A 25,685-nucleotide genomic window follows, 5' to 3' on the forward strand; every position below is an offset into this window, starting at 1 on the left:
GTTGATAGAAGGCTGTTTAACAATCCGGCTACACGGCTGGATTGTTAAACAATTTTATTAAAGTCGTTTATTTTTTGTCTTTTAAAGTAGTACCTATCTCATTTTTAGGTATTTTTATTCTGAATACGTGGTACTAAGTGATAGGATTTATTAGATAAACAAATTGTAACAAACGCAGAGCTGACAAAGGAAAATGTAAACGAATTCTTCTGACGAGGGGTAGATAATCGCTTGATTATCGAATCTTCGCTCCTTGGCTGTTCTTGTGTCTTCAATTGATGTTTTATCTCGATGTAAATGGTTTTTGAAGTCTAATAGAAATAGATATGGTAAACCTTGAATCTATTTTGTCGGGCATTAATGCGAAGAATGAAAGATGCTGGGAGCAACTCTACACGTCTTGCTATGCGGCGATGTGTGTGTACGTGGAGTCGATCGTGAAGGATATGGATTGCTCCAAGGACATCGTGCAGGACTTGCTGGTGAATCTCTGGCACTCGGATATTCGGTTCGCTTCCGGCCGGGAATTGATGGGGTACTTGTATAAATCTTTGTATAATAATTCTTTATTATATATCCGTAACAAGAAAAAGAGGGCGATGATTCTTGATAAAATAGACCAAGAGAAAGAAAACGAGGATTTCTCGAAGGATTTCATGCTGGACACCGTGCAGGAAGAGATCGTGCGCTTGCTACATCTTCATATTGGTCATTTACCGCGAGTGAGACGGCAGATCATGAAATTAAGTATTAGTGGTTTCTCCGGGAAGGAAATTGCCGATAAATTGGGCATTAGTGTGAACACGGTGAAGGTTCAAAAGAACAAAAGTATCAAATATTTGCGTGACCGGCTGATTCATTGTCGTCGGGAACTGGACTTGTGAGTGGTGTTTCGGAATATATTTTACACGATGTTAAATTTATGATTCTATTAAGAAAATGTTTGGTAAATACAAAATAATGTTATATATTTACAGTGAGCAATGATAGGAGCGAGAGTTTGATTTGAGTTAGTAACTTTTAAAATGAAAAGAGATGAAAACTAAATGGAATCAAATGGTAATCGTAGTTCTACTACTGGTCGTCATCACGAGTATTGTTGTTTACACGTGGATAAGTTTCGCGGAGTTAATCAATTTCTTTGATCATGCTGCGAGCGAGGCATTCACGGGAATGAAAGTGGTGGGATTGTAACGGAATTAACGTTGTGAACCCGGGGATGTAACACTTGGGGGAATTGGTTAAATGGTAGATTAACCAAGGAAGGAATAAATGGCGGATAAATTTTCCGAGCAGTGTCAATAACCCGATAAATATTGTTATTTTTGTAGGTGTAAAAACGTACAAGTAAATGGCATCTAAAACGATTCGGGTATTATCTTTATTTTCAGGTTGTGGTGGAATGGATTTAGGATTGGAAGGAGGATTCTCTATCCATAAGGGATGTATTAATGAAAAAAGTAATCCTGATTTTATTGAAAAGCAAGAGCGAGGTGATTTGGTAAAATTACATTCTACTCGTTTTCAACTTGTTTTTGCCAATGATATTTTGAAAGAGGCTCGGACGGCTTGGACCCATTATTTCGCCAAGTACGGTTACACGCCGGATGTTTACCGGGAGGAAAGTATCGTGGATCTCGTGAAACGGCACAGGGCAGGGGAATTGGTTTTCCCGGAAAAAGTAGATGTGGTTACAGGAGGTTTCCCGTGTCAGGATTTCAGTGTGGCGGGGAAACGTAACGGTTTCAATTCTCATAAAGATCATAAGGGAAAAATTATTGATGGGGAGATTGCCTCGGAAGAAACCCGCGGTAAGTTATATATGTGGATGAAAGAGGTGATTGAAATCACGAAGCCCAAGCTGTTTATCGCGGAGAACGTGAAAGGATTGGTAAATCTTTCCAATGTAAAGGAGATTATTCAGCAGGATTTTTCCCGGGCAGATGGAGATGGGTATATCGTGCTGGAACCTCGTGTTCTGCACGCTGCGGATTACGGTGTCCCCCAATCCCGTGAGAGGGTAATTTTTATCGGTATACGTAAATCTGCGTTAACACCCGCAGCCCGTGAGGCTTTGATGCGTGATGTTATCCCCGATGAATACGTGCCTTATCCGTCGCCCAGTCATGCATATCATATTAAGAATAAGGGATTAATGCCTCCCCAGACGGTGGGAGGGATGTTTGCCGGGCTGAAGGAACCGGAAGATAGTGATGATCCTGCACAAAAGGTCTATTCCAAAGCCAAGTTTATGGGTACTCATTGTCAAGGTCAGACAGAGGTGGATGTTAACGGGATCGGGCCGACGATTCGGGCTGAACATCATGGTAACATTGAATATCGACGACTGTCAAAAGAACATGGCGGTATCATTGACAAGGAATTGAAAAAGGGATTGAAAGAGCGTCGTTTAACCCCGCGAGAATGTGCGTTGATACAGACTTTCCCTCTTGATTATGAATTTGTGATTCCTCATGAGGAAAACAAACAGAGATATATTCTAAGTCCTTCGGCAGCCTATAAGATTATAGGAAATGCTGTTCCGCCTTTATTGGCTTACCATATAGGAAAACGAATTGAGAATTTGTGGGATCTTTATTTCGAACCTGATGAAGTCATTATTTAGTTTTCATATGCAAGATGATCGTGCTTTCGAAGAGCTATTAGCAAAAGTAATAGACTTCATGAATCGGGAAGCATTGACGTTTCCGGAAAGGTATACTGGTTTATTAGGTAGTAAATTAGAAGACAAAGTCGTGGAGGTATTGCAACAATGTGCTGTCGGGACATGTTTTGAAGATCAGATCGTGAAATATTCCGGGCAACGTTTTCCTGATATTGTTATTGGTGGTTATTACGGGGTTGAGGTGAAAACAACGAAAGCTAATCATTGGAAGTCTACGGGAAGTAGTGTTGCCGAGGGGACTCGAGTGGAAGATGTGGAGCGAGTATACCTTTTGTTTGGAAAAATGTGTGAACCGGTTTGTTTTGTTTGCAAGCCTTACGAAGAGTGTTTATCGGAAGTCGTGGTAACCCACTCTCCTCGTTATTTGGTAGATATGAATTTATTAAAAGGAGAAACAATTTTTGACAAGTTGGGAATTCCTTATGATGAATTGCGTTGTCAACCGAATCCGATTCGAACCATTCTTGATTACTATCGTTCCCGGCTTAAAGAAGGGGAAGAATTATGGTGGTTGGATAATGATCATTCTAAGGTATCTAACCTTGTGATTCGTATGTGGAGTTCGCTATCTCCGCAAGAGAAACAGAAATACCAAATTAAAGGATTTATCTTTTTCCCAGAGTTATTAAGTAATCGTTCGGATAAATTCAATCGTATGGCTGTTTGGCTTGCAACTCAAGAAGGAGTTGTTTGTCCGAATCTAAGAGATATTTTCTCGGCAGGAGGGAAGGAGTGTATTACGAAAAACGGAGAGAGTTATCCTGGTGTGTCAAAAGTGATTGGGAAACTCTACCGGGAATTATCTGCAATAAAAGAATTTATTCAGCAGGTTGATGATGCTGAATTGCAGGAGTATTGGAAATGTCAATTCAATATCGGGGAAAAATGGGAAACGTGGTGTCAATTGGCAATCAATAATCTTGAAACAATCAACACAACCGGAATCCCTTTGAAGAAATTAATCTGTTAATTTCGTTTTCTACAATTTTAACCGGAAAATATCGGATACTTGTTTAAAGCCGTGATGCTCGAAGAATTGATGGGCAGAATGGTTGTTGACGCCCGATTCGAGATAACAATCCTGTATTCCTTTGTCCCGGAAACTTTCCGTCGCTTTTTGCAGGAGTTCCTGTCCGATACGCTTTCCCCGGTACGCGGGATCGACACTGAGGTCAAAGATAACCCCGTAAGGTCTGGCTCCGTCATTCGTGATGCCGAACAATACGAACCCGATAATTGTTCCGTTTTCCAGATATAGCAGGAGCGTGTTGTCCGGGTTTTCTACTTGTCGATCGAGATAATTTAGCCACATTTCCTTGTAATTAGGAGCAAGCTCGTTACTATCGAGAGCGATTCCCATTTGTAGTTCCCCGTGGGAAATGTAGGCTTTGTGTGATTCGATAATGCGAGAGAAAAACTCGCAGAGTTGCGTCCTGTAATCGATAGAATATGTCTGTATCATATACATAAATTAAATTTGGTGTGATTTTCTTTTACTATGTTTTTTCCGAAGGTAGTGAATAATTACCCGGATCATGATTTTCATACTGAAATATATACCAATAGAAGTGATAACGACCAGAACGACAGCTGTGAATATCCCAAATTCTTTGGAAATCATCGAAAATACGGGAGCCTCGCCGTTACCTTCCAATAATACTCCGAAAAGGGAGGCTATGGAAATGAAAAGAAGAATATTCTTCGTGCTGTTAGCCTCTTTCAGATCAGCTATATTGTTGGCATTTGTCAAGGATTTATCCACTCTTTCCGTGATGTCCTTTAATTGCTGCTCGTCTGCGTCAATTCGTAGTCTTCGGCTTGTCTCGTGGTACATGTGTTTGTGAGACATATAGCGCAGGTAGCGTACCGAATCGAGTTGCAGTATTACATCGGATAAGCTGATGCTTAGGCGGGCATTCTGCTCGATCATGTCCAGAATCTTGTCATTGATGATTGTGAATCCCTGTTGTCCGTCCTTTGATTCCGGGTGACTGTTATCCTTGATCGCTTGTCGGGAATTGAAGATATATTTATTCAGCACGTAGTTGATCGTGTGTTTTTTAGCCAACAGGATTTCGACTAACACAAGATATTCCGGCCAACTGACGTGATAACGGTCTCGTCGGGCCAAGTGTTTTTTCCAGTCGGTGGGAGCTTCTTTCCCACGGTTTCCGTACGTACCGATAACGAGACTCATGTTTTCATTTGCCAGCACAAGATCATCGGTGTCAATGGCGATGTTTTTCCCACAAATATCTTCAAAACTGGAATCCATGCGGTAGGGCCACTCTTCGGGGTAAAGACTCATGAGGCCCACGAGTTCCGCCTTGTGACATTGTTCGATATGTTCGATAACTTGGTCTTCCCGCATCTGGTCAAAACGGATTCGTCCCTCGTGACCGATACTTTCCCAAATATCCAGAAAGATATAATTATGCCATCCGTATTCGAACTCTTTGGATTCTTTACTTTTTCTTGAATCTTTTTGTCTTTGCCCGTCAAAAAAATAGCGGTAACGCTTTTGTACTTCATCGAAAGTAACACCTTTTGTTTTCACGGTTGTCGTGTGGACGTGTGATTCTTCGTCGATGTGCAGGTCACTGATTGAAACGACTTTCAAGGAACCGTCGATTTCTTGGCCTTTCTTCTTGTTGTTGTAAACCCAATGTTCCACATGTTGCACGATCCCCGCCACGGCAATCAGTTGATCCGTGTTGAATGGAACATCTGTTTGGCAAAATTTGGTCCCGTTAATTCTTCCTGTCGGGCTCACGATAATCCGGTAGGAGATTTCAACTGTCTTGTTGAAGAATACGGCAGCCCGTACATGTACGTGTCCCCATAGCCTAGCGGGAGCGTTCCCGTCAATGTCAATACATATATCGAACCCTTTCAAACGATAACGGTTGATGACTTTATCCGAATGGGTAAACAACTGGTCGTCAAAATGCCCGTCATCATCCTTTTTGATGAAGAAATTCGTTTCGGGGTTCAAGGGAATTTCAATTCCGGCAGAAGTAAAGGTCTGTATCAGAATGACGGAAAATTCATTGTAGATAAGACCGGATTCACACTGGTTGTAATTTCTCATAGTACGCACGTTTCGTGCAAATATAAGCAAATTTTATAAATAAAACGGAGAAAGTATTTTTTCATAAAAGCTGATTTATTAGGAGATATTAAAAATATTCATTAACTTTCCTAACTAGATAGAAATAAGTGTTTAATCAATAATAATAAGTATGATGTTAGGAGGAGTGGTTGGAATTTTGTATGTGGTGTTAAAACTAATACTGTTTGTCGGTTTGGTTATTTTACTTTGGAATGTTTATGTCGCGTTGCGGATATACATCAAAAAGAATAGTGATGTGAAATGGAAAGAAAAAGACTGACTTGTAAATGTCAGCCTTCTATTAATTCTTTCACGAAAGGTGTTGCCGGGGTATTCCTGATATGATCCGGGGTGTCCAGTTGCTCAACAAGCCCTTTGTTCATGACCATAACTCGGGTACCCAGTTTTAGGGCCTCTTTTATATCGTGGGTGATAAACACGATAGTCACTCCTAACTGCTCGTGAATACGAATAATTTCACTCTGTAACATTTTGCGTGTAATCTCATCAACCGCCCCGAACGGTTCGTCCATGAGTAGGATATCCGGGTTTGCGGCAAGGGCTCGGGCGATACCAACTCGTTGGCGTTGACCACCGGACAGTTCTGCCGGGTAGCGGTCGAGCATATCCCTGTCAAGACCGACCACGTCAATCAATCGTTCCACCGCTTTGCGGGTACGTTCTTTATTCCTGTGATTCAGTAGGCTGGGGACGTAAGCAATGTTTTTACGAATGGTCATGTGAGGAAACAGTCCGATACCTTGAATGACATACCCGATGTTACGACGTAAAAGTGTTTGGTTCTCCTTCGAAATATCTTTCCCATCGACATAAATGATCCCGAAAGTGGGAGAGATCAGCCCGTTAATTAACTTTAGTACGGTTGTCTTCCCAGAACCGGAACTTCCGATAATGGTTAGGAACTCGCCCTTCCGGATCTCCAAGTTGAAGTCCTTTAATATTTCCCGGTTTCCGTATGATTTATTGACGTGTTCAAAACGAATAGCAACATTATTTTCCATAACTCAATTGTGGATTAAGTAAACCTTTTTTCTTTAAAAACTCCACGGCAACTTCCCGTTCCGTGCGATGTTCCACGTCGACTTTGTAATTCATGTCGGCCATTTCCTGATCAGTCAGTATACCGTTCATCTTTTCCAGTATCCTTTCCAGTTCCGGGTGTTCCTTCAATGTTTCCTCTCGTACTATTGTTGCGCAATAGTAGGAAGGAAAGAAGTGTTTGTCATCTTTTAGAATCGTAAGATTTGCGTGACTTAACTGTCCATCCGTCGTGAAAATGTTGATCACATCAATCTTGCCGGATCTCATGGCTTCGTACTTCAATCCAATGTCCATATCCAAGTTTTTCTTGAATTTGAGGTTATAGTAGGCGCAGAGATCTGCGTACCCGTCATTAATTTCGTAAAAGTCATATTCCGCCCCGAAAGTGAATAAATCGGGATAAAGGGCCAGATCGGAAAATGTTTTTAAGTTATATTTTTTTGCCATTTCATTACTTACAGCCAAGCTATAAGCATTGTTAAAGCCGTACGGGGCAACCCATTTCAGCCCGTATTCCCGGGAATATTCTTTTTGTAACTCGGAGAATAATTGGTCAGGTGGGAGTAGCGTGTCTTTTTTCAAGATCACCAACCAGCCTGTACCCGTGTATTCCGGGTAAAGGTCGAAATCTCCCTTGATCATGGCCGGATGAATGTTGCTCGTGCCACCACCCACGCCTTTCGTGATTTTCACGTGCAAATCGGAGTTTTCTTCAATGAGTAGGGCAAGCATCTCTCCGAGAATGAATTGTTCGCTCATCGGTTTGGTGGCAATATGGATCGTGTCTTTTTTCGACTCGCATCCCGACAGGAATACGAGGCCAATGAATAGTGCAAGTAGTCCGTTTTTCATGTATTTTTTCATAGTAATTTACGTTTTCTTTTAATATACTTTTCGTAGCGTCCCACGCCCCAATCTGCCAGCAAGGCCAGCAGGGCTATTAATAAACTCCCGGCAATCGTCATGGCCGAATTGTTGGTTGTGATTCCCCGGTAGATGGCTACTCCTAATCCTCCGGCACCGATAAATGCGGCGATACCCGTGAGGGCAATGGTCATCACGACCATGTTACGTATTCCCGACAGGATAACAGGAAATGCCAGAGGAATCTGTATTTTATAGAGTATCTGGAAGGTTGTGCTGCCCATTCCCCGTGCCGCCTCGATAATCTCCTTGTCGATACCGATAATTCCCGTGTAGGTATTGTGGACCATAGGGAGCAGGGCGTAAATACTCAAAGCGATGATGGCCGTGGTGTTACCGATTCCGGAAAAAGGAATCAAGAAACCGAACAAGGCAATTGATGGGATGGTGTAAATGAAGTTCGTGAGGCCCAACACGGTGGATGAACCCTTGCGGTACATACTGATCATGATTCCTAGCCCCAATCCGACAATCGTGGCGATCACGATGGATGTCAGCGATATTTGCAGGTGTTCCCACGTGAGGTCCAAGAAAAAGTGCCAACGTTCCACGTATAGCGTGTAAATCTCTTTTATCATTTGCATTACGTTTAAAAGTTAAAAATAATAACCCACGTTCACGTTAAAACGGGCATGCCAGGAATCACTTTCGCCACCGGCACCGAAACCGTTGAAATCAGGTCCCAGCCACCCGTGATTTTTACCTAGAGCGTAATCCACGTAAATACACACGGGACCACCGTCCAGCATACATCCCGTGACGTTCTGGAAACTATCTTTGTAATCGTTGTTCTGTTTGTCGAGCCAACCGAAGTCGTTGTACACTTGTATTTTCTTTAGAAATTTCCTGTTTACCGGGATCGTGTACCCGACTCCCAACATGTACACGTTTGCTTTGGCGGCTACCAGATAGGGAGCCCCGTAAGCCGTCATCGAGATCAGCTCATCGTCGTCTCCCTCGCCATTTTTAGGATTCATGGCATAAGTTGTCAATTGTGCTTTCAGACTGACTTTTTGCGTGGTTAGTTCATAATGTAGGGCGAAAGCGTAATGTGTACCGTTCTTGCGGGTGTCGAGGTTGTAAAGTTGTCCGAACTCTGCCGATCCGCCTAATCGTTGCCGGGTAGATTCCCCGAATTTATAAAAGGCTTGTCCGTTGAATTGATTGATCTCTTTGTTCCGTCCGGCCACGTCGTAACCGTATCGATCATCGGAAGTTTCGTTATCTGACCCGAAAAGTAGTTCATCTGCATTCTTGAAAAAAGCGAGAGTAAAATCCCACGTGTCACCTTGATATAAATACTTGATTCCCATATCAGAATCGTCTTCCAGTCCGATGTAATAAGCGATTTGCAGGAAGAAGTTGTGCGAGGCGATAGGTTGAATACCGAAAGGCACTCCCGTTAGCCCCAGTTGCATTTGGCTTTTGTCGTTGAACTGGTAGCCGATCCACCCGTATTTCAGCATAGGACCACCGAAATCTTTACTGTAAAAGCGGTAGTCCGCACTTAGAATGATATTTCGGTAGGAACCTGACAATTTGAAGTATAACACGTCAAAACCAAAATCTCCACCCCGGTCACGATGTCCGGGTTTCCAATCGCAGAAATTGTAATTAAAACGGAGCGCTCCCCCGAGTTTGAACTTCGGTAACACCCGTTCTTGTGCCTGACTTATCACCACCAGTAACGTTAGGCATATTCCTAGAAACAGTCTTTTATATTTCATATCCATTTTTATCTTTCAAGGTATAACGGGAATGTTAAAAAATAGTTTCCTTAAATTTATCATTTGTTAGTAAAATCAACTTTAAAGTAACTAGACGGTGGAAAAGTAGAACCTTTTTAACTCCTTGGCCGTTAAAGAAAAAAGATAACGAAATAAAAAATAATAAGATGAACAAGAAATTTTTAAATTATACGGATTGGCAAGGAACTGCCGACACGCTGCATATGTACCTTCAGATGTTGGGTAAAGTGAAATTGATGCGTTGTCATCAACGTCCCGAGTGGGCTCACGTGCGTCTTTACTTGACGGTGGAAGGGGTATCCACGGGAATTATACCCGGTGATGATTCTCCTTTCGAGATTCAGGCAAATTTTATGAAACATTTGGTCATTTTCCGTAACGGAAACGGGAAAGTGGTTACGTTTACTTTACAGAACGGGCTTTCCGTGATGGAATTCTACAAACAGTTCATGAAGGGACTGGAAGAGATCGGTTCCCCGACAGCGATCAATGTCCGTGCGCAGGAGTTCTACGATCCGATTGATTTTGACAAGGACACTAAACATCATCATTACGATAAGGAGGCCGTACAACTTTGGCACCAGAACCATCTTTTTGCACATGAGGCATTACGGGGATTCCTTTCCGGTTTCCGGGGAAAAGTGGATGGACCGGCTTATTATTTCGGTACGATGGACCTCACTGGAATTGTGTATAGCGGTGAATCGGCTCCGTTTGGCATGAATAAACCGATTTCAGATCATGCTTTTGATGAACGTTATTTCGAGTGCGGTTTCTGGCCGGGAGACGTAAATTATCCTCGTCCTGCTTTCTACGGGTTGCCTTATCCTTTCATAAGTGATATAAAAGGTAATGATCATTTGATTCGTCCCGCGATGGCAATATTCAAGCCCGAGAAGAAAGAGTTTTTTCTGACACTGGAAGATGCTTTGGCTTATGATGACCCGTTTGATGCCGTACATCAATTCCTGCAATCCAGTTTTGATATCATGCAGAAAGTACGTCCGTGGCAACATCTGGACTGGATCACGACTCCATTGACTTACACGAAATAGACGGGAGTTCCCAAAATTAGAACTGTCCAAAAAGTCATTTTTCAAACTCCCTCCCGGCTTCGCCGTACTCCCTCTATAAACAGAGGGAGAGTTGAAATACTCCCTGTCTTCGGGATAAGTTACCAGCACCTCCTCTGTTTATAGAGGAGGTGACACGAAGTGACGGAGGAGTTTTTTGAAATAAAATGACTTTTTGGACAGCTCCTGTCCCTAGCGAGCGCCTTATCTACGGCCAATAGTCATAATGTATATCGGGTTTTAATTATGAAGCGATATTTATAAAATAATTGGTTTTTATAATTATTTTTCATATATTTATAGTACGATATTACTAACTAAATTATGAACGTCATGGGAGGCGAAGGACACGTATTTGATATGATTCGACGCACGAAACAGAATCGAAAAATGATTCAGGAGCGTCGTGACCGGATGAAAGATCTCGTTGAGAAAATGAATGAGAAACCTTTAATGGGTTATCCGAACAAGTTGGCGGAAGGGGAAATGGAACAAATCGAAAGAGACATAAAATCGAGAGAACATGACGAAAAGGTGTATTACACCCGTTTCATGTTTGCTTTTCTGGGAATTTTGCTATTAGTTATGCTCGTGGCATGGGGAATGTGGAGAATGCTGGGAGCGTGAAAGTATTGGACGAGATACACTATAAAGCTTGTTGTACTTGTGATTCGCTAGTAAGTGTTCGATAACTATTCGATAAGTGTTCGATAAGTATTCGACACGTGTCGTCAATTTATTCCTGATTTATCCTTGATATTCATTCATGATACCGACGAGAGAGTACAGGGACACTGATGGCATAAGGGGTAAATGAATTCGGGGCTGTTCAATGTGAATTGGCAGCCCCGAATCGTTATTTGCTAGAAAAGTGTTAGTGTCACATGGTTGTACCGATCAGTCCTTTCGTGGATTGTTCTATGAAATCAATAATGCGTTGAATTTCCGGTCCGACAGTAATGGTCTCCTTGATTCTCAGTAGGGCGTTTTCAACGCTTGTCCCACATTGATATACTTGGCGGTAGGCTTTGGCTATGTCATCAATGATTTCTTCCGTGAGTTTCTGCTCTTTACGCAGAATGTAAGCGTTGATCCCGTAGTAAGCGATCGGGTTATGGGCGGCAACGATGTAAGGGGGAACGTCCTTGTTGGCCCGGCATCCGTCCTTCACCAGGGCCCAAGTCCCAATGCGGCATCCATGTTTCACGATTACGCCACCACCTAAGATTGCGTAGTCGTCGATAATACAATTCCCGGCTGTCTTGGCTGCGTTTCCCAGCACGCAGTTGTTACCGAGATGGGTGTCGTGTGCCAGATGCACGCTTTCCAGCAGGAAATTCCCGTCACCGACAATCGTGCAATCCGTCGTGTTAGTTCCCCGGTTAATAATAACCTTCTCCCGGATCGTGTTGTTATTCCCGATTTTTAAAAGGGTATCTTCCCCCTTGAACTTGAAATCTTGCGGGGTCGCCCCGATAATGGCTCCCTGGTAGACCGTGTTGTTCGTTCCCATGCGGGTACCGCTCAGGATACTGGCGTACGGCATGATCGTGCAGTTATCACCGATCTCGACGTTCTTGTCGATATAGGCGAAAGGATGGATAGTAACATCCTTTCCTATTTTTGCATCGGGATTAACGTAAGCTAGTGGACTTATCATGATAATTTGTATTTAAAGGTTATTCGGTTCGTCCACCACCCAGGGCATGATACAGGTTAACAACGGCTTGTATGCGTTGGAACTCGTCGGATATTCCGGAGAGTTGTGCGCTAAGCAAGGACTGTTGTGCCGTGAGCACTTCCAGGTAAGTGGATGTTCCTAAAGTTAGTAATTCTTGCGTGTATTCCACGGATTTTTCTAAAGAAAATATCTGCTTTTCACGTTGTTCGATTTTATCTTGTGCCGTTTGGTACTGCACCAACGCGTTGCTAACTTCACTTCCCGCGTTTAATATAGCCTGTTCGAAACTAATCAAGGCCTCTTCTTGTTGTGCCTTGGCAACTCTTAAACGGGCGGTGAGGGCTCCCCGGTTGAAGATCGGTTGTGTCAGTGATCCCACGGCAGAGGCAATCATCTTACCCGGGTTCGTGATGTATGAGCCGGAACTGTTCGTCCATCCGAGTGTTCCGCTGATCGAGATTTGCGGGTAGAATGCCGAACGGGCTTGATTCGTGTTGTAAAACGTGCTGGCCAATGCCATTTCGGCGGATTTCACGTCCGGACGATTCGATAGCAATTGAACAGGTATACCTACATTCAGCAGGGTAGGGAGGGATTGGTCTTCCAGTTTTCCCCGTTCGATACGTTGCGGGGCTTGTTTCAATAACAGGGAAAGTGAGTTTTCTGCTTCCCGGATGCTTTTTTTCAAGTCGGGAATGGAGGCGGCAATCATGTAGCTGTTAGCCTCACTTTGCGCGATAGCGGCCTCGTTTACCATCCCGGCCTCTTTCATCGCTTTCATGGTTTCCACGCTTTTTTGCCATAATACGGCTGTCTCTTCCGTGATGGCCAGTTGCTTGTCCAGCATGAGCAGCGTGTAGTAGGTGTTGGCAATAGTCGAGATGACTTGTGTCTGAACGGCTTGCTTGTATGCCTCGCTTTGTAATAAGGTCGCTTTTGCTCCGCGTTTGGCATTTGTTAATTTGCCGAACAGGTCAAGTTCCCAACTAGAGACTACCGGGAGCGAGTAAATCTGCGTGGCGGCGCCCTTGTCAAAACTACTTACTGTTCCCTGGGGAGATAATCCCAGGGAAGGTAGGTATGCCAAGCGGGAGGACATTAACCCTGCCTCTGCCTCTTTCACTTTCAAGATGGCAGTTTGCAGGTCACTGTTTTGTTCCAGTCCCTGACGAATTAATTTCTGTAATTGGGGGTCCGTGAATACCTCTTCCCAGGGTAAATTACCCATATTCGTGGTATCCGATACCAGCGTGTCATTTACAGAAACCGGGTCCCGGTACAGGCCTTCCACATCCACGTCCGGACGGTTGTATTTCTTGTAAATGTTACAGCTGCTTAACAGGGCGCCCATGCATATCGTGTATATAACAACTTGTTTCATCTTTCTTTATTTTGTGTATTGTTCTATTTCAGATTCAAGTTCCGTGTTATCCGTGTCATGCCATTCGATCGGTTTAATCTTCTCTTGCAGATACTGGAATGCAACGAACATGGCAGGTACCGTGAAAATCTGGCAAATCATACCGATTAACATACCGCCAATTGCACCGGAGCCTAACGTGCTGTTACCGTTTGCACCAACACCGCTAGCGAACATCATCGGTAACAAACCGATAACCATGGCCAGTGAGGTCATCAAAATCGGACGGAGACGGGCAGAAGCTCCTAGCACGGCAGCGGAAACGATGCTCATTCCGGATTGACGTCTTTCGAGAGCAAACTCGGTGATCAGGATGGCGTTTTTCGCCAACAGACCGATCAACATGATCAATGCAATCTGCATGTAGATGTTGTTTTCAACACCCATAAATTGTGCAAATATAAAACTACCCATTAACCCGAAAGGTACGGAAAGAATAACACCCAAGGGTAGGATGTAACTCTCGTACTGGGCACTCAGCAGCAGGTACACGAACACGAGACAAAGTACGAATATTAATGCAGTGGTGTTTCCACTGGAACTTTGTTCCTCACGGGTCATACCCGAGAATTCGTATCCGTATCCGGTAGGTAACGTTTCGGCGGCCACTTCCTCGATGGCTTTGATGGCTTGCCCGGAGCTGTACCCGTCGGCAGGAGAACCGTTCACGCTAATGGCCGTAAACATGTTGAAACGCTTGATATTATCCGGACCGTATACTTTACGTAAGGTGACGAATTGGGTGATTGGTGCCATTTCATTCCCGTTTCTGACCATAATTTGATTTAAGGTTTCCGGGTTTGCACGGAAATTGGCATCCGCCTGAATCATGACACGGTACAATTTTCCGAAACGGTTAAAGTTAGAGGCGTACAGACCACCGTAATATCCCTGCAATGCAGAAAGTAACACGCTGGGGGATAACCCGGCTTCTTTACACTTGGCCACGTCAATGTCTACCATGTATTGTGGATAATTCGGGTTGAATGAGGTTCGTGCTGCGGCAATTTCCGGACGAGCATTTAACTTTTCCAGGAAGTTCTGGGTTATATTGAAAAATTCGTTCAAATCACCACCTGTTTTATCCTGAAGATTGAATTCGAATCCGTTCGTCAAGCTATATCCCGGAATCATCGGAGGTGCGAACAAAAGAACACGGGCATCCTTGATCAATCCTTGGGTTTGCATATATAATTGTCCGATCACGCTGTTTACATCCTGTCCCTTACTTCGTTCATCCCACGGTTTCAGACGACAGATGAATGTACCGTAAGAGCTACCTTGCCCGGCAATGAAACTATACCCGGCAATTTCTGTACGGTCGGAAACGGCCGGATTGCTGGCAATCAAGCTGTCCACTTGTGCCAAGGCGGCTTCCGTGGTTTCCAACGATGTGGCAGGTGGAAGGTCCACGATCACGAAGAAAGTTCCCGTATCCTCGTTGGGTACTAACCCGGTCGGGGTTTTCTGCATCAGGAATACAAGGACTACCATGCTGGCAATGACCGTGATAAATGTGGTCACCTTGTGATTGATGAAGAAACTAACTCCTTTTTTGTATTTGTTTAACGTTACGTCATAAGCGGCATTGAAGGCGGCATGGAACCGGTTGATAAGTCCTTTTTTCTTGTGATCCTCACCTTTGTCATGCGGTTTTAGGAAAATAGCACATAATGCGGGACTTAGTGTCAAGGCATTGATGGCAGACAGACCGATGGAAACAGCCATTGTTAAACCGAATTGGCGGTAGAAAGTACCGGAAGTACCGGTGATGAAACTTACGGGGATGAACACGGCCATCATCACGAGGGTGATGGATACGATAGCACCGGAAATTTCATTCATGGCGTCAATGGAGGCTTTAAGCGGGGATTTATATCCCTGATCTAGTTTCGCGTGGACGGCCTCGACCACGATAATGGCATCATCGACCACGATCGCGATAGCCAGAACGAGGGCGCAAAGTGTCAACAAGTTCATGCTGAACCCGATCAGGTAAAGCACGAAGAAGGTACCAATCAATGCAACCGGAATTGCGATGGCAGGAATTAACGTGGACCGGAAGTCTTGCAGGAAGATAAATACAACCAAGAACACGAGGATAAATGCCTCGATCAATGTCTTCAGTACTTCATGAATAGATGCATACAAGAAGTCATTGGCACTTAGCAGTATGCTATACTCAACACCGGGAGGGAAGTCCTTGGAAACATCTTCCAGTAATGCCTCGATGTCTTTAATGATCTGCGTGGCGTTGGAGCCCGCGGTCTGGAAGATCATACTGGTAACTCCGGGATGACCGTTCGCGTTATTCGAGTAGCCGTAGCTTAATCCTCCCAGTTCGATGCGGGCAACATCTTTCAATCGTAAGATTTCCCCGTCGGAAGTGGCCCGGATGATTATATCCTCGAACTCTTCTGTCGTCTGGAGACGTCCTTTGTATTTCATGATATACTGGAACGATTGATCGCCACTTTCCCCAAACTGTCCGGGAGCAGCCTCGATGTTTTGTTCTGCCAGGGCTGCCGTAATATCAGAAGGCATTAACTTGTATTGTGCCATCACGTCAGGTTTTAACCAGATACGCATGGAATAATCGGCACCGAACGCCATCACGTCGCCCACTCCGGGAACACGCTGGATTTGCGGAATCAAGTTAATCTTCATATAGTTTTGAAGGAACGTTTGGTCAAACCGGTCATCCGTGCTGTAAACGGTGAAACCTAACAACATACTGGTTTGGCGTTTACTAGTGATCACACCTACTTGAGTCACCTCGGCAGGTAGGAATCCTTGAGCTTTGGCCACGCGGTTTTGCACGTTAACCGCAGCCATGTCCGGGTCTGTTCCTTGTTTAAAATATACCTCGATAGAGGCCTCTCCCGTGTTGGTAGCGGTAGAAGTCATGTACATCATGTTTTCCACACCATTGATTTGCTCTTCCAACGGGGCAATCACACTGTTTAGCACCGTTTCTGCGTTTGCCCCGGTGTAAGACGTGCTAACCCGAACAGTAGGAGGTGCGATATCCGGGTATTGCGTGACGGGGATGGAAATCAACCCCAAGATACCCAAGATCACGACGATGATGGAAATCACCGTGGAGAGAACGGGACGTTTAATAAAATTATCTAATTTCATAATCTCAATTCATTCAAAGTAGTTTGTTTATGTTCTTCCATTCCCGCTTACCGGGCAATTGCCTGTTGGCGTTTTGCTGCCGATTCAGCCGGGGTGATCGGTTTAATGGACATCCCGTCTCTCACGGATGTACCTACGCCTTCAACCACGATACGGTCCCCGATGTTTAACCCGGAAGTAACAACATAGTTTTTGCCGTCGTTAATGGGTAATATGGTAATTTCTCTGGTTTTCACAACAGCACTGTCCGTCACGATGAAAGCGAACTTTTTATCCTGAATTTCCGAGGTTGCCTTTTGAGGGATGATGATTGCGTTGTCTGATTCCTCCGGCAACAGGATTACTCCCGATCCACCGCTACGCAAGATCCCGTTCGGATTGGGGAAGGTGGCACGCACGCTGGCAGAACCCGTCGTTTGATCAATTACCCCGCTTAACGTTTCAATTTTTCCTTTCTCGGAATAGATTGATCCGTCAACCAATTGTAATTCCACTGCCGGCATTTGGTTTAATACTCCTTGGGTAGCTCCATTGCTTTGACGGGTTAGTTTGAGAAGATCTTTCTCGTTCATGGAGAAATAAACGAACATCTTGGAATTGTCTGATACCGTGGTTAAAGGCGTTGTCATGCTGGGGCTAACGAGACTACCGACACGATAAGGAATTTTCCCGATAACTCCATCCGCGGGGCTGGAGACTTGCGTGTAGGACAGATTCTTCTCTGCATTGATTAATTGTGCCTCGGCTTGGGCCAAATTAGCCTTCTGTTGTGCTAATGTGTTCTCTGCCGTTTGTAATTCGTATTGGCTGATTATGTTTTTCTGCGCCAGCATTTTTTTATTCTCGGCGGTGAGCGCCGCTGTTGCAACTCCTGCTTCCGCAACCTTAACAGCAGCACGGGCCACGTTCACGGCTTCCTCGTATTGTACGGGGTCAATAACAAATAGCGTTTGACCTTTCTTTACTACCGAACCCTCATCCACGCATAACTTCGTGATGAATCCACTCACGTTTGGACGAATCTCAACGTCCTGACATCCCTTGATTGTTGCCGGGTAAGAATTATTCAACTTTGATACGCTAGGCTCAATTGTGATGACCGCATATTCAGGAACTCCCGCTTGATGTCCAATCTGTTTGTTTCCACAGGCAAAAAGTGTAGTTCCTAACATAATTACAATCAATCTTTGAGACAAAATAATCATTGACTTTCTAATTTTCATATGCTAGATTTTAATTAATTGTATTCGTGTATAACTTTAAAAACACCCTATAACAGGCGACACAGTGTCGAATAGACAAAAGGTATACCAAAATTGTAAATAGAAATGTAGATTTTATTTCTTTTATAGAAAAATTATACATGTGAGCAGTTAATTTTAAGTTTCTGCTCAATTTTACATTATCTTTGCCGAAAAGGTTTGGACCATGGAGGTTTTTATCAGGAAAATAAGGGAGGCTTACCCGTTATCGGATGAAACCGTTCGTTTATTGCTCGGTCACACGGAAAGAGTTGTTCTTCCTAAAGGTGAATTATTGATGCGAGAAGGAACGGTTGCAAAATATACTTATTTTGTAATAAAAGGATTTGCCCGGGGATTTTTCCATAAGGAGGATAAGGATATTACGATCTGGTTTGCCTCCGAGGGTATGTCCCTTTTGTCGATGAACGGGTATATGTTTTCAACTGCCGGGTATGAGAACGTGGAGTTACTGGAAGAATGTGACCTGTTGAAAATATCAAACGAAACATTAAATCGTTTATTTGATTCCAATATTGAACTGGCAAATTGGGGACGACGGATGTCTGACGGAATTATATTGAAATTCGAGAAATTATTCATGGAACGTTATTTCATGTCTGCCTCGGAACGCTATCATTTATTGGTTGAACGGGAACCGGAGATTCTAAAGAAGGTTCCGCTTCGTCATATCGCATCATTTCTGGGAATTTCTCAGGTGTCGTTAAGTAGGATCAGGGCAGGAATCCAATGATCTAAACTACAATTAAAATTATGGATATGAGGTAAATAATTCATGGAATATGAAAATGGAACAATCTGAATTTGAATCAATGAGAGTGGCTATTGGTCGCCGTGATACGGGAGCTATTCGTCAATTGCTGGAAACGGGATTTGATCTCACGGATACCCCGGTCACTTCAGGTGGGAGGGAACAGCCATACTATTATATAGGTCAATTACTTCAAAGTTATCTTTTTTATAATCGTTATGATGATTTGATGGAACTTTTGCCCTTGTTTCTTGAACGGGTGGAACCGTTAAATGGTTTGGATCTGGAGAGTTTTGGCCGTATTAACGCGGATGAGTATACCGAACGTATCATTCGTTTACTAGTATCCCATGTTGGAGAGATCAATGAACAGGATCGGAGTGGTTATTCTATTCTGCATGAACGTTTGAAAAGTTATCGTAATACTTATATTGGACTTTTTGATCGTAATAAAGTATTCCCGCCAGAGGAAAATGAACCTGATATCATGTTGGATGTATTGTTGGAAAGAGACGATCTGGATGTAAATCTGATGACTTATGACGATCTTCCACCTCTCTATTTTGGATGTAAGCACACGACAGGACGTATTGTGCGTAAGTTATTGGAGAAAGGTGCGGATGTTCGGACTTTTTGCGGGAAAGGAAATAATAGCTTGTTACATATAGCTTGTGACGGGGAAAAGGTGGAAATCGTGTCGCTATTGATTGATTTCGGGGTTGATGTGAACGTGGCCAATACGGATAGCGAGACACCATTACATCTAGCTTGTAAAAAGCAAAATATAGAGTTGATTCGTTGTTTGCTGGAAAAGGGGGCTGACGTGACAGAGAGAGATAAGTATGGTAATACTCCTTTACATATACTGGTAAAAGAGACAACTCCCCAGACAATAGAATGTATCGATTTGTTGTTGGAAAAGGGAGCGGATATAAATGCATTAAATAATGGTATGTGTACGCCTTTCTTTGTCTGCGCGCAGGCAACTGACCGACAATTCCGCAACCGTAATGCTTTATTATTAAAACACTTGTTGACCAGAGGTGCTTATGCTGATACTCAGGATTTCCGGCAGAATAATCCTTTGTACTATGCCGTACAGGATGATGATTTGGAACGGGTAAGTCTGTTGTTAAAGGCAGGTGTAGACCCGAATTGTAGAAATGAACAGAATGTCAGTCCTTATAAATTGGCCTTACAAAAGAATCGACGGGCGATTATCAGTTTGATCGAAAAGTCACAAATCACGATCACTGCAACCCCGGACGATTTAGATGCCGCCTTTATGAAAGCCTGTATTGCGGGGCAACGGGGCGTGGCGGAAATGCTCTTTAAAAGCGGGAATATTGATATTACCTATGTAGATGATCATGGACGTACTCCACTGCATTATATCGCTAAAGCGGGAATGGTGGCGCTAGCGGGTTTCGTGCTGGATAAGGGGTTGGATATTAATTACATGGATAAGGATGAACAGACAGCCCTGCATATCGCCGCGGCTTTCCGTCAAAAGGAAATGGTTCGCTTGTTGTTGTCTCGTGGTGCTGATGGGAATATCCGTGATAATGAAGGGTTACAACCGATTCACTATGTTGCCCGGAGTGGTCAGTTTGATGTTTTGGGTTTAATGTGGAAACTGGGTTATGATCTGGAAACGCCAACCGATTACGGGGATACGCCTTTGCATATTGCTGCTTATCGTCGGGCGAAGGAAAATGTTCGCTTGTTGTTGAGTATCGGGGTGCAACCGGACCCGCAGAATAATGCAGGAGTGACCCCCTTGCAACATGCCGTTGTCGGTAATCAGAAAGAAATCGTGAAAATGCTGGTGGAGAATGGGGCGGATGTACACCGTGCTGATGTTGACGGGGATACTCCGATTCATTGGGCGGCAAATCATGGGTACAAGGATATGGTTCAATTGTTACTTGAATTAGGTGCTGATATTAATGCTCTCAATGATGCCCACCAGACAGCCTTGCATATTGCTGCCATACGTAAGAATAAAGATCTGTTTAAGTATTTACTGGAGAGTGGAGCTGACTTTGAAATTAAGACGGCCAAGGGGAATTCCTGCATTGATTTGGCAACAACAACCGGACAGAAGGAATTGATAGAATTAATAGGCATTATTCAACGGAGACGGGAGGCTCTTGCAGATTAAGGACATAGGAATTACATTTTTTACATATGTAAATTGAAAAGTCGGGAATTTTACAGACCTTTGGGGCCGTTAATTTAAAAAGCAGAAAATAAAATGCGGCAGTTGAAAGGTGTACTATTAGCGATGATTTCATCATCCACGTTCGGGTTGATTCCATTGTTTGCCCTTCCGGCAATGCAAGAGGGGGTGGGATTGGACTCCGTATTATTTTATCGTTTTGCCATTTCCGCGGTGGTCGTGGGAGCCTATTTGCTTTTACGGCGTGTGGACCTTCGGATAACTTTAAAGGAGTTTGGAACGATGTTCCTGTTAGGAGGAGCGTATGCCTCTACTTCACTTTTTCTGACAGCATCTTACCTGTACATTCCTAGCGGGGTGGCCACAACGATTCATTTTCTTTATCCGGTGTTGGTTACCGCTATCATGATTGCTTTTTTCAAAGATAAAATATCACTCTCGGTAATCATTGCCACGGTTCTGGCTATTCTGGGAGTCTATTTATTAAGTAGTGGTGAAGGGGAAGGAGTGATGAGTTGGAAAGGACTTTTCATGGTATTGTCGACCGTGGTGACTTATGCCATATATATCGTTGGGGTAAATAAATCCTGTATACAGCACATGGGTGGATTAAAAATGACCTTTTATATGTTGTTCTGTTGTACAATCATCTTTGGAGCCAACATCCTGTTAAAAGGGCAGGGATTGGATATGATGCCGAACGCGAATGCCGTGGTGCATATCTTTTTGCTGTCTTTAATCCCAACCCTTGTGTCCGATTTAACGTTAATATTGGCAATACAGCACGTGGGGTCAACCACGGCCGCTATTATGGGATGTATGGAACCCTTGACGGCAGTAAGTATGGGAGTTTTGTTTTTGGGAGAACGTTTCGGGTTGGGGCAGATACTGGGAGTTGTTATCGTGCTGGTAGCCGTGTTCATCGTGATCCTATCCAGTCATCCGGGACATTTTTCTATGAAACGTTTGATCCCGGCATTTATAAGAATAAGAAAATAAAATTAAAGATTCGTGTTATGGTAAATTTGATTAGAATAACGGAGCCGACAGATATTCGTTTACAAAAACTTATCCCACTCTATAAGGAGGCTTTCCCGGAGGAGGAGAGGCGAAATATCAAGCAATTGGAACGGTTGATACGGGAAAAAACGGAGATGCATTTTAATGCCATAGAGACGGATGGTGTTTTGGCCGGTTTGTTTATCTACTGGGATATGCGGGATTTTTATTACCTTGAACATTTAGCCGTTTTTACCCCAATGCGTAATCTGAAAGTCGGGCAACAGGTGTTGGATTATATTGCGGAACATTTAGACGGTATGCGATTGTTGGAAGTGGAACCGACCACGGATGAGATGACCACTCGCCGGGTGAATTACTATCGTCGTAACGGGTATGAGATTCTCGACAAGACGTATATGCAGCCTTCTTACGATAAAGACATTGAAGTCGGTAATCTTTGGATTATGGGTAACCGGAAATCCGATCGTTTACAGGAGTTCATAGAGCGGATAAAACAGGTGGCTTATAGAGAAAATCGATAATAAGGAAACTTTCTTTAGGCGTGCTACTTATTTAATGATAACCTACACTTTTGCTAAAGTTGAACTATCCTTTCCTTTGATCATGAACATGGCATGAACACATCAAGTACATAGCATGAACATTGGTATATGTATATGCTATATTAGTGTCGTGTCTGTATTCCCTTGGTGTTTTAGTGTAAGGATAGAGAAGGGGTGGCTGAAAATTAAGTTTGCTATAAGGGGGAAGAGGAAAAAAAATAAGGATCGATTTCTCGATCCTTATTTTGTAGCGGGAGCCTGACTCGAACAGACGACCTTTGGGTTATGAGCCCAACGAGCTACCAACTGCTCCATCCCGCAATATCAGTCAAAACATCTTCTGTTTTGCGTCGGCAAAGATAGTACATATTTATCGTGTATGCAAGTATTTCCTTCTTTTTTTAGAATAAATAAAATTAGTTGTCACGAAAGGAAAGAAAAACGGAAGTAACCATGGTTACTCCCGTTTGATATTTAGCGTGTTAGAAAATTACTTTCCTAACATTTCACATACTTCGTTGAATACACATTCTCCGGTGAATCCGAATTTCTCATCCAATACTTTGGCAGGGGCTGAGTATCCGAAATGGTTTACACCATGAATACGACCATTGCAACCAACCAAACCTTCCAAGGTAACGGATAAACCTGCTGTCAGTCCGTATTTCGATTTGTTAGCCGGGATAACTTGTTCTTGGTATGCTTGTGGCTGGTGACGGAACAAACCTTCAGAGATCACAGACACGATCTGTGCGGTGATCCCTTTCCGTTCCTGAAGAAGTTTGGCTCCTTCCACTAAAGTAGAAACTTCAGAACCGGAAGCAACTAGCACGACATCCGGGTTCTCTCCGGTTTTGCATACCACGTAAGCACCTTTTTCTGCTTGTAAAGCCTCGTCATAACGATCTGTTCCCGGAAGATCCGTGATGTTTTGTCTGGACAGGATCAAAGCGGTAGGGGTGGAGGTGTTTTCCATAGCCATTTTCCAGGCAACGGAAGTCTCGGCTGCATCGGCAGGACGCAAAGCCAACAAACTCATCTTTCCGGAATGATTCTCTAATTTTTCCATCAAACGCAATTGGGCTTCATGCTCGATCGGTTGGTGAGTCGGTCCGTCTTCTCCCACGCGGAAGGCATCGTGAGACCAAACGTATTTCACCGGAACTTCCATCAACGCTGCCAAACGTACGGCAGGTTTCATGTAGTCGGAGAACACGAAGAAGGTTCCGCAAGCCACGAAGATACCCCCATGAAGAGCGATACCATTACAGATTACAGCCATGGTCAACTCTGCAACTCCGGCTTGGAAGAATGCCCCGCTGAAATCTCCTTTCACGAGGTTGCGGGCTCCACCTTTGATAAATCCGTCGGTCTTGTCAGAATTACTCAAGTCGGCAGAAGAAACGATCATGTTCTCTACCTGTTGAGCCAAGGCTACCAGCACGTCAGCCGAGGCGGCACGTGTGGCAATGTTTGCTTTATGTTGAATTGCTTTATAGTCAATTTCGGGAGCTTTACCGGATAAGAATTTGTGCAGTTTGGCTGCTAATTCCGGGTTTGCTTTTTCCCAAGCTGCCTGTTCTGCTTTTTTAGCTTTGGCGTAAGCCCGTTTTTCATCAAGTACTTTAGCGTAGAACTCGGCTACTTCCGGGAAGATTGTGAACGGGTTTTGCGGATCGCCACCCAAGTTTTCAATCGTCTTTTCGATAGAAGCCCCGGCCCCGGTTAAGGGTTGTCCGTGAGTGGAAACTTTGTCGGAGAAATCTTCCCCGTTAGCACCCATGGCCCCTTTACCCATCAAGGTTTTACCGATAATCAATGTCGGACGTTCTTTTTCGGCATTGGCGGCTTGTAATGCTTTGATGATCTCGTCAGCGTTGTTCCCGTTGATCGTGATCACGTTCCAGCCCCAAGCCTGATATTTGGCCGCGGTGTCCTCGTGAGTTACTTCATTTACACGGGTAGATAACTGCACTTCGTTTGCATCATAGAACATGATCAAGTTGGATAATCCCAATGTTCCGGCAATACGTCCGGCTCCTTGTGAAATCTCTTCTTGTATACCACCGTCAGAGATAAAAGCGTACGTTTTGTGAGCCATCCATTCTCCGAAACGAGCTACCAGAAAACGCTCTGCTATAGCAGCTCCGACAGCCATGGCATGACCTTGACCGAGAGGACCGGAGGTGTTTTCCACGCCTCGTTTGAAGTCCACTTCCGGGTGTCCGGGGGTTACACTTCCCCATTGACGGAAGTTTTTCAAGTCTTCCATGCTATACGTGCCGATCAGGCTCAACATAGAATACAACATCGGGGACATATGTCCGGGGTCAAGGAAGAAACGGTCCCGGTTTGCCCATGTCATATCATCCGGATCGAAGTTCAAGAATTGAGAATACAACACGTTAATGTAATCAGCGCCACCCATTGCACCTCCCGGATGCCCTGATTTGGCTTTTTCAACCATAGAAGCTGAAAGGATGCGGATGTTGTCCGCTGCTCGATTAAGGATCTTATCCATGCCTATATTTTTTTGATGAAAATTTTAAATTTTCGGCAAAGGTATGCTTTTCTGTCGGGAAATCAAAGTATCTAAAAACTTTACCACTTCGTGTACGGATGTTTTGTTAACATGGCGTTATAATACCGGTCATCCCCAGTCACCTCTTTATCAAGCCATGCAGGTTTTATGAAATTCTCGTTTTCTGTCTTTAATTCGATTTCTGCCATGATCAAACCTTCATTTTCCCCGTGAAATTCATCCACTTCGAAGGTGTGTTCCCCGGCTTTTACAAGATAACGGGTTTTGTCGATAACACCGGGTTCGCAGAGTTGTAATAACTCTTCCGCCTCGTTTAAAGGTATTTCTTTTTCCCATTCGTAACGACTGATGCCGGAATGATTCCCTTTTCCCTTGATCGTGAGGAATCCCTGTTCTCCTTTAATTCGCACCCGAACGGTACGTTCCGGCACGGAAGAGAGATACCCCTGCGTGATGCGGGTAGATTTGAATACTTCCGGTTTGAATTTCCCTTTCACTAAGAATTTACGTTCAATTTCCTGTGCCATTTTTTTAAT

Annotated in this window: 23 protein-coding genes and 1 tRNA gene; 11 read left to right on the forward strand and 13 right to left on the reverse strand. The window is 43.9% G+C overall.

Annotated features, from left to right (window positions below; translation table 11 throughout):
* Positions 1–326 precede the first annotated feature (326 nt).
* From F1644_RS00525 to F1644_RS00540, 4 genes are all read left to right on the forward strand, one after another.
* Positions 327–884, forward strand: coding sequence for a sigma-70 family RNA polymerase sigma factor (locus F1644_RS00525; RefSeq protein ID WP_118302461.1), 558 nt, complete (start codon positions 327–329; stop codon positions 882–884).
* 151 nt (positions 885–1,035) lie between these two features.
* Positions 1,036–1,194, forward strand: coding sequence for a hypothetical protein (locus F1644_RS00530; RefSeq protein ID WP_158571832.1), 159 nt, complete (start codon positions 1,036–1,038; stop codon positions 1,192–1,194).
* Positions 1,195–1,351: 157 nt separating this feature from the next.
* The gene (locus tag F1644_RS00535) at positions 1,352–2,626 is read left to right on the forward strand and encodes a DNA cytosine methyltransferase (protein ID WP_087420166.1); all 1,275 of its coding nucleotides are present in this window, start codon (positions 1,352–1,354) and stop codon (positions 2,624–2,626) included.
* Positions 2,610–3,656, forward strand: coding sequence for a hypothetical protein (locus F1644_RS00540; protein ID WP_118594257.1), 1,047 nt, complete (start codon positions 2,610–2,612; stop codon positions 3,654–3,656). The genes F1644_RS00535 and F1644_RS00540 overlap by 17 nt, the downstream gene beginning before the upstream one ends.
* A gap of 9 nt (positions 3,657–3,665) precedes the next feature.
* On the opposite strand, the gene F1644_RS00545 is transcribed toward F1644_RS00540, so the two are convergent.
* Positions 3,666–4,148, reverse strand: a complete 483-nt coding sequence (locus F1644_RS00545) for a GNAT family N-acetyltransferase (protein WP_087420168.1) — start codon at positions 4,146–4,148, stop codon at positions 3,666–3,668.
* Positions 4,149–4,157: 9 nt separating this feature from the next.
* The gene (locus F1644_RS00550) at positions 4,158–5,777 is read right to left on the reverse strand and encodes a hypothetical protein (protein ID WP_087420169.1); all 1,620 of its coding nucleotides are present in this window, start codon (positions 5,775–5,777) and stop codon (positions 4,158–4,160) included.
* Between the two features lie 151 nt (positions 5,778–5,928).
* Between F1644_RS00550 and F1644_RS00555 the strand changes: the two genes are divergently transcribed.
* Positions 5,929–6,078, forward strand: a complete 150-nt coding sequence (locus F1644_RS00555) for a hypothetical protein (protein ID WP_158571833.1) — start codon at positions 5,929–5,931, stop codon at positions 6,076–6,078.
* Between the two features lie 10 nt (positions 6,079–6,088).
* On the opposite strand, the gene F1644_RS00560 is transcribed toward F1644_RS00555, so the two are convergent.
* Genes F1644_RS00560 through F1644_RS00575 form a run of 4 tightly spaced genes read right to left on the reverse strand, consistent with a single transcriptional unit; the run spans position 6,089 to position 9,511 of the window.
* Positions 6,089–6,820, reverse strand: a complete 732-nt coding sequence (locus F1644_RS00560; protein ID WP_087420170.1) for an ATP-binding cassette domain-containing protein — start codon at positions 6,818–6,820, stop codon at positions 6,089–6,091.
* A complete protein-coding gene (locus F1644_RS00565) occupies positions 6,810–7,724 on the reverse strand; it encodes a glycine betaine ABC transporter substrate-binding protein (RefSeq protein WP_118302459.1) in 915 nt (304 codons plus the stop codon). Before F1644_RS00565 ends, F1644_RS00560 begins: the two co-directional genes overlap by 11 nt.
* The gene (locus F1644_RS00570; RefSeq protein ID WP_087420632.1) at positions 7,721–8,362 is read right to left on the reverse strand and encodes an ABC transporter permease; all 642 of its coding nucleotides are present in this window, start codon (positions 8,360–8,362) and stop codon (positions 7,721–7,723) included. The genes F1644_RS00565 and F1644_RS00570 overlap by 4 nt, the downstream gene beginning before the upstream one ends.
* Positions 8,363–8,380: 18 nt before the next feature.
* Complete coding sequence (locus F1644_RS00575; RefSeq protein WP_118302862.1) at positions 8,381–9,511, reverse strand: hypothetical protein; 1,131 nt, start codon at positions 9,509–9,511, stop codon at positions 8,381–8,383.
* 167 nt (positions 9,512–9,678) lie between these two features.
* Here F1644_RS00575 and F1644_RS00580 point away from each other — a divergent pair, with 167 nt between their 5' ends.
* The gene (locus tag F1644_RS00580) at positions 9,679–10,587 is read left to right on the forward strand and encodes a DUF5996 family protein (RefSeq protein WP_118302457.1); all 909 of its coding nucleotides are present in this window, start codon (positions 9,679–9,681) and stop codon (positions 10,585–10,587) included.
* Positions 10,588–10,929: 342 nt separating this feature from the next.
* Entirely contained in the window at positions 10,930–11,232 is a 303-nt protein-coding gene (locus F1644_RS00585; protein ID WP_147344448.1) for a hypothetical protein, read from the forward strand.
* Between the two features lie 253 nt (positions 11,233–11,485).
* Here the strand turns inward: F1644_RS00585 and lpxA are convergent, their stop codons facing one another.
* The 4 genes from lpxA to F1644_RS00605 are packed head-to-tail and all read right to left on the reverse strand — an operon-like array spanning position 11,486 to position 18,070.
* Positions 11,486–12,265: an acyl-ACP--UDP-N-acetylglucosamine O-acyltransferase gene (lpxA, locus tag F1644_RS00590; RefSeq protein WP_087420175.1), complete on the reverse strand. Its 780-nt coding sequence runs from the start codon at positions 12,263–12,265 to the stop codon at positions 11,486–11,488.
* 19 nt (positions 12,266–12,284) lie between these two features.
* Positions 12,285–13,667 carry a TolC family protein gene (locus F1644_RS00595; RefSeq protein WP_087420176.1) on the reverse strand — a complete coding sequence of 461 codons (1,383 nt, stop codon included), beginning with the start codon at positions 13,665–13,667 and terminating at the stop codon, positions 12,285–12,287.
* A gap of 6 nt (positions 13,668–13,673) precedes the next feature.
* Positions 13,674–16,847 (reverse strand): efflux RND transporter permease subunit, encoded by a 3,174-nt coding sequence (locus F1644_RS00600; RefSeq protein WP_118302453.1) that lies wholly within the window; start codon positions 16,845–16,847, stop codon positions 13,674–13,676.
* A gap of 47 nt (positions 16,848–16,894) precedes the next feature.
* Positions 16,895–18,070 (reverse strand): efflux RND transporter periplasmic adaptor subunit, encoded by a 1,176-nt coding sequence (locus tag F1644_RS00605; protein WP_189021485.1) that lies wholly within the window; start codon positions 18,068–18,070, stop codon positions 16,895–16,897.
* 205 nt (positions 18,071–18,275) lie between these two features.
* On the opposite strand from F1644_RS00605, the gene F1644_RS00610 reads away from it, so the two are divergent.
* From F1644_RS00610 to F1644_RS00625, 4 genes are all read left to right on the forward strand, one after another.
* The gene (locus F1644_RS00610) at positions 18,276–18,842 is read left to right on the forward strand and encodes a Crp/Fnr family transcriptional regulator (protein ID WP_087420179.1); all 567 of its coding nucleotides are present in this window, start codon (positions 18,276–18,278) and stop codon (positions 18,840–18,842) included.
* Between the two features lie 49 nt (positions 18,843–18,891).
* On the forward strand, positions 18,892–21,024 hold the full coding sequence (locus F1644_RS00615) for an ankyrin repeat domain-containing protein (RefSeq protein WP_118302449.1): 2,133 nt from the start codon (positions 18,892–18,894) through the stop codon (positions 21,022–21,024).
* A gap of 93 nt (positions 21,025–21,117) precedes the next feature.
* Complete coding sequence (locus F1644_RS00620) at positions 21,118–22,041, forward strand: EamA family transporter (protein WP_118302447.1); 924 nt, start codon at positions 21,118–21,120, stop codon at positions 22,039–22,041.
* A 17-nt stretch (positions 22,042–22,058) separates the two neighbouring features.
* Positions 22,059–22,586: a GNAT family N-acetyltransferase gene (locus F1644_RS00625; RefSeq protein WP_118302445.1), complete on the forward strand. Its 528-nt coding sequence runs from the start codon at positions 22,059–22,061 to the stop codon at positions 22,584–22,586.
* Between the two features lie 269 nt (positions 22,587–22,855).
* Here the strand turns inward: F1644_RS00625 and F1644_RS00630 are convergent.
* The 3 genes from F1644_RS00630 to F1644_RS00640 form a co-directional block, all read right to left on the reverse strand.
* Positions 22,856–22,928: transfer RNA gene (locus F1644_RS00630), tRNA-Met, on the reverse strand.
* A 169-nt stretch (positions 22,929–23,097) separates the two neighbouring features.
* Positions 23,098–25,128 (reverse strand): transketolase family protein, encoded by a 2,031-nt coding sequence (locus F1644_RS00635; RefSeq protein WP_189021486.1) that lies wholly within the window; start codon positions 25,126–25,128, stop codon positions 23,098–23,100.
* Between the two features lie 80 nt (positions 25,129–25,208).
* Positions 25,209–25,676 (reverse strand): CYTH domain-containing protein, encoded by a 468-nt coding sequence (locus F1644_RS00640; protein WP_087420183.1) that lies wholly within the window; start codon positions 25,674–25,676, stop codon positions 25,209–25,211.
* Positions 25,677–25,685: the final 9 nt, after the last annotated feature.

Origin of the sequence: Butyricimonas paravirosa, assembly GCF_032878955.1 — a bacterium.
Taxonomy (GTDB): Bacteria; Bacteroidota; Bacteroidia; order Bacteroidales; family Marinifilaceae; genus Butyricimonas; species Butyricimonas paravirosa.

What these genes read in the sequence shown, in the direction of transcription:
- F1644_RS00540 (WP_118594257.1), top strand. Translation starts at nt 2,610, where the DNA reads ATGAAGTCATTATTTAGTTTTCATATGCAAGATGATCGTGCTTTCGAA.
- F1644_RS00550 (WP_087420169.1), bottom strand. Translation starts at nt 5,777, where the DNA reads ATGAGAAATTACAACCAGTGTGAATCCGGTCTTATCTACAATGAATTT.
- F1644_RS00635 (WP_189021486.1), bottom strand. Translation starts at nt 25,128, where the DNA reads ATGGATAAGATCCTTAATCGAGCAGCGGACAACATCCGCATCCTTTCA.
- F1644_RS00625 (WP_118302445.1), top strand. Translation starts at nt 22,059, where the DNA reads ATGGTAAATTTGATTAGAATAACGGAGCCGACAGATATTCGTTTACAA.
- F1644_RS00565 (WP_118302459.1), bottom strand. Translation starts at nt 7,724, where the DNA reads ATGAAAAAATACATGAAAAACGGACTACTTGCACTATTCATTGGCCTC.
- F1644_RS00525 (WP_118302461.1), top strand. Translation starts at nt 327, where the DNA reads ATGGTAAACCTTGAATCTATTTTGTCGGGCATTAATGCGAAGAATGAA.
- F1644_RS00600 (WP_118302453.1), bottom strand. Translation starts at nt 16,847, where the DNA reads ATGAAATTAGATAATTTTATTAAACGTCCCGTTCTCTCCACGGTGATT.
- lpxA (WP_087420175.1), bottom strand. Translation starts at nt 12,265, where the DNA reads ATGATAAGTCCACTAGCTTACGTTAATCCCGATGCAAAAATAGGAAAG.
- F1644_RS00615 (WP_118302449.1), top strand. Translation starts at nt 18,892, where the DNA reads ATGAAAATGGAACAATCTGAATTTGAATCAATGAGAGTGGCTATTGGT.
- F1644_RS00575 (WP_118302862.1), bottom strand. Translation starts at nt 9,511, where the DNA reads ATGAAATATAAAAGACTGTTTCTAGGAATATGCCTAACGTTACTGGTG.
- F1644_RS00605 (WP_189021485.1), bottom strand. Translation starts at nt 18,070, where the DNA reads ATGAAAATTAGAAAGTCAATGATTATTTTGTCTCAAAGATTGATTGTA.
- F1644_RS00570 (WP_087420632.1), bottom strand. Translation starts at nt 8,362, where the DNA reads ATGATAAAAGAGATTTACACGCTATACGTGGAACGTTGGCACTTTTTC.
- F1644_RS00640 (WP_087420183.1), bottom strand. Translation starts at nt 25,676, where the DNA reads ATGGCACAGGAAATTGAACGTAAATTCTTAGTGAAAGGGAAATTCAAA.
- F1644_RS00535 (WP_087420166.1), top strand. Translation starts at nt 1,352, where the DNA reads ATGGCATCTAAAACGATTCGGGTATTATCTTTATTTTCAGGTTGTGGT.
- F1644_RS00585 (WP_147344448.1), top strand. Translation starts at nt 10,930, where the DNA reads ATGAACGTCATGGGAGGCGAAGGACACGTATTTGATATGATTCGACGC.
- F1644_RS00560 (WP_087420170.1), bottom strand. Translation starts at nt 6,820, where the DNA reads ATGGAAAATAATGTTGCTATTCGTTTTGAACACGTCAATAAATCATAC.
- F1644_RS00530 (WP_158571832.1), top strand. Translation starts at nt 1,036, where the DNA reads ATGAAAACTAAATGGAATCAAATGGTAATCGTAGTTCTACTACTGGTC.
- F1644_RS00610 (WP_087420179.1), top strand. Translation starts at nt 18,276, where the DNA reads ATGGAGGTTTTTATCAGGAAAATAAGGGAGGCTTACCCGTTATCGGAT.
- F1644_RS00580 (WP_118302457.1), top strand. Translation starts at nt 9,679, where the DNA reads ATGAACAAGAAATTTTTAAATTATACGGATTGGCAAGGAACTGCCGAC.
- F1644_RS00620 (WP_118302447.1), top strand. Translation starts at nt 21,118, where the DNA reads ATGCGGCAGTTGAAAGGTGTACTATTAGCGATGATTTCATCATCCACG.
- F1644_RS00595 (WP_087420176.1), bottom strand. Translation starts at nt 13,667, where the DNA reads ATGAAACAAGTTGTTATATACACGATATGCATGGGCGCCCTGTTAAGC.
- F1644_RS00555 (WP_158571833.1), top strand. Translation starts at nt 5,929, where the DNA reads ATGATGTTAGGAGGAGTGGTTGGAATTTTGTATGTGGTGTTAAAACTA.
- F1644_RS00545 (WP_087420168.1), bottom strand. Translation starts at nt 4,148, where the DNA reads ATGATACAGACATATTCTATCGATTACAGGACGCAACTCTGCGAGTTT.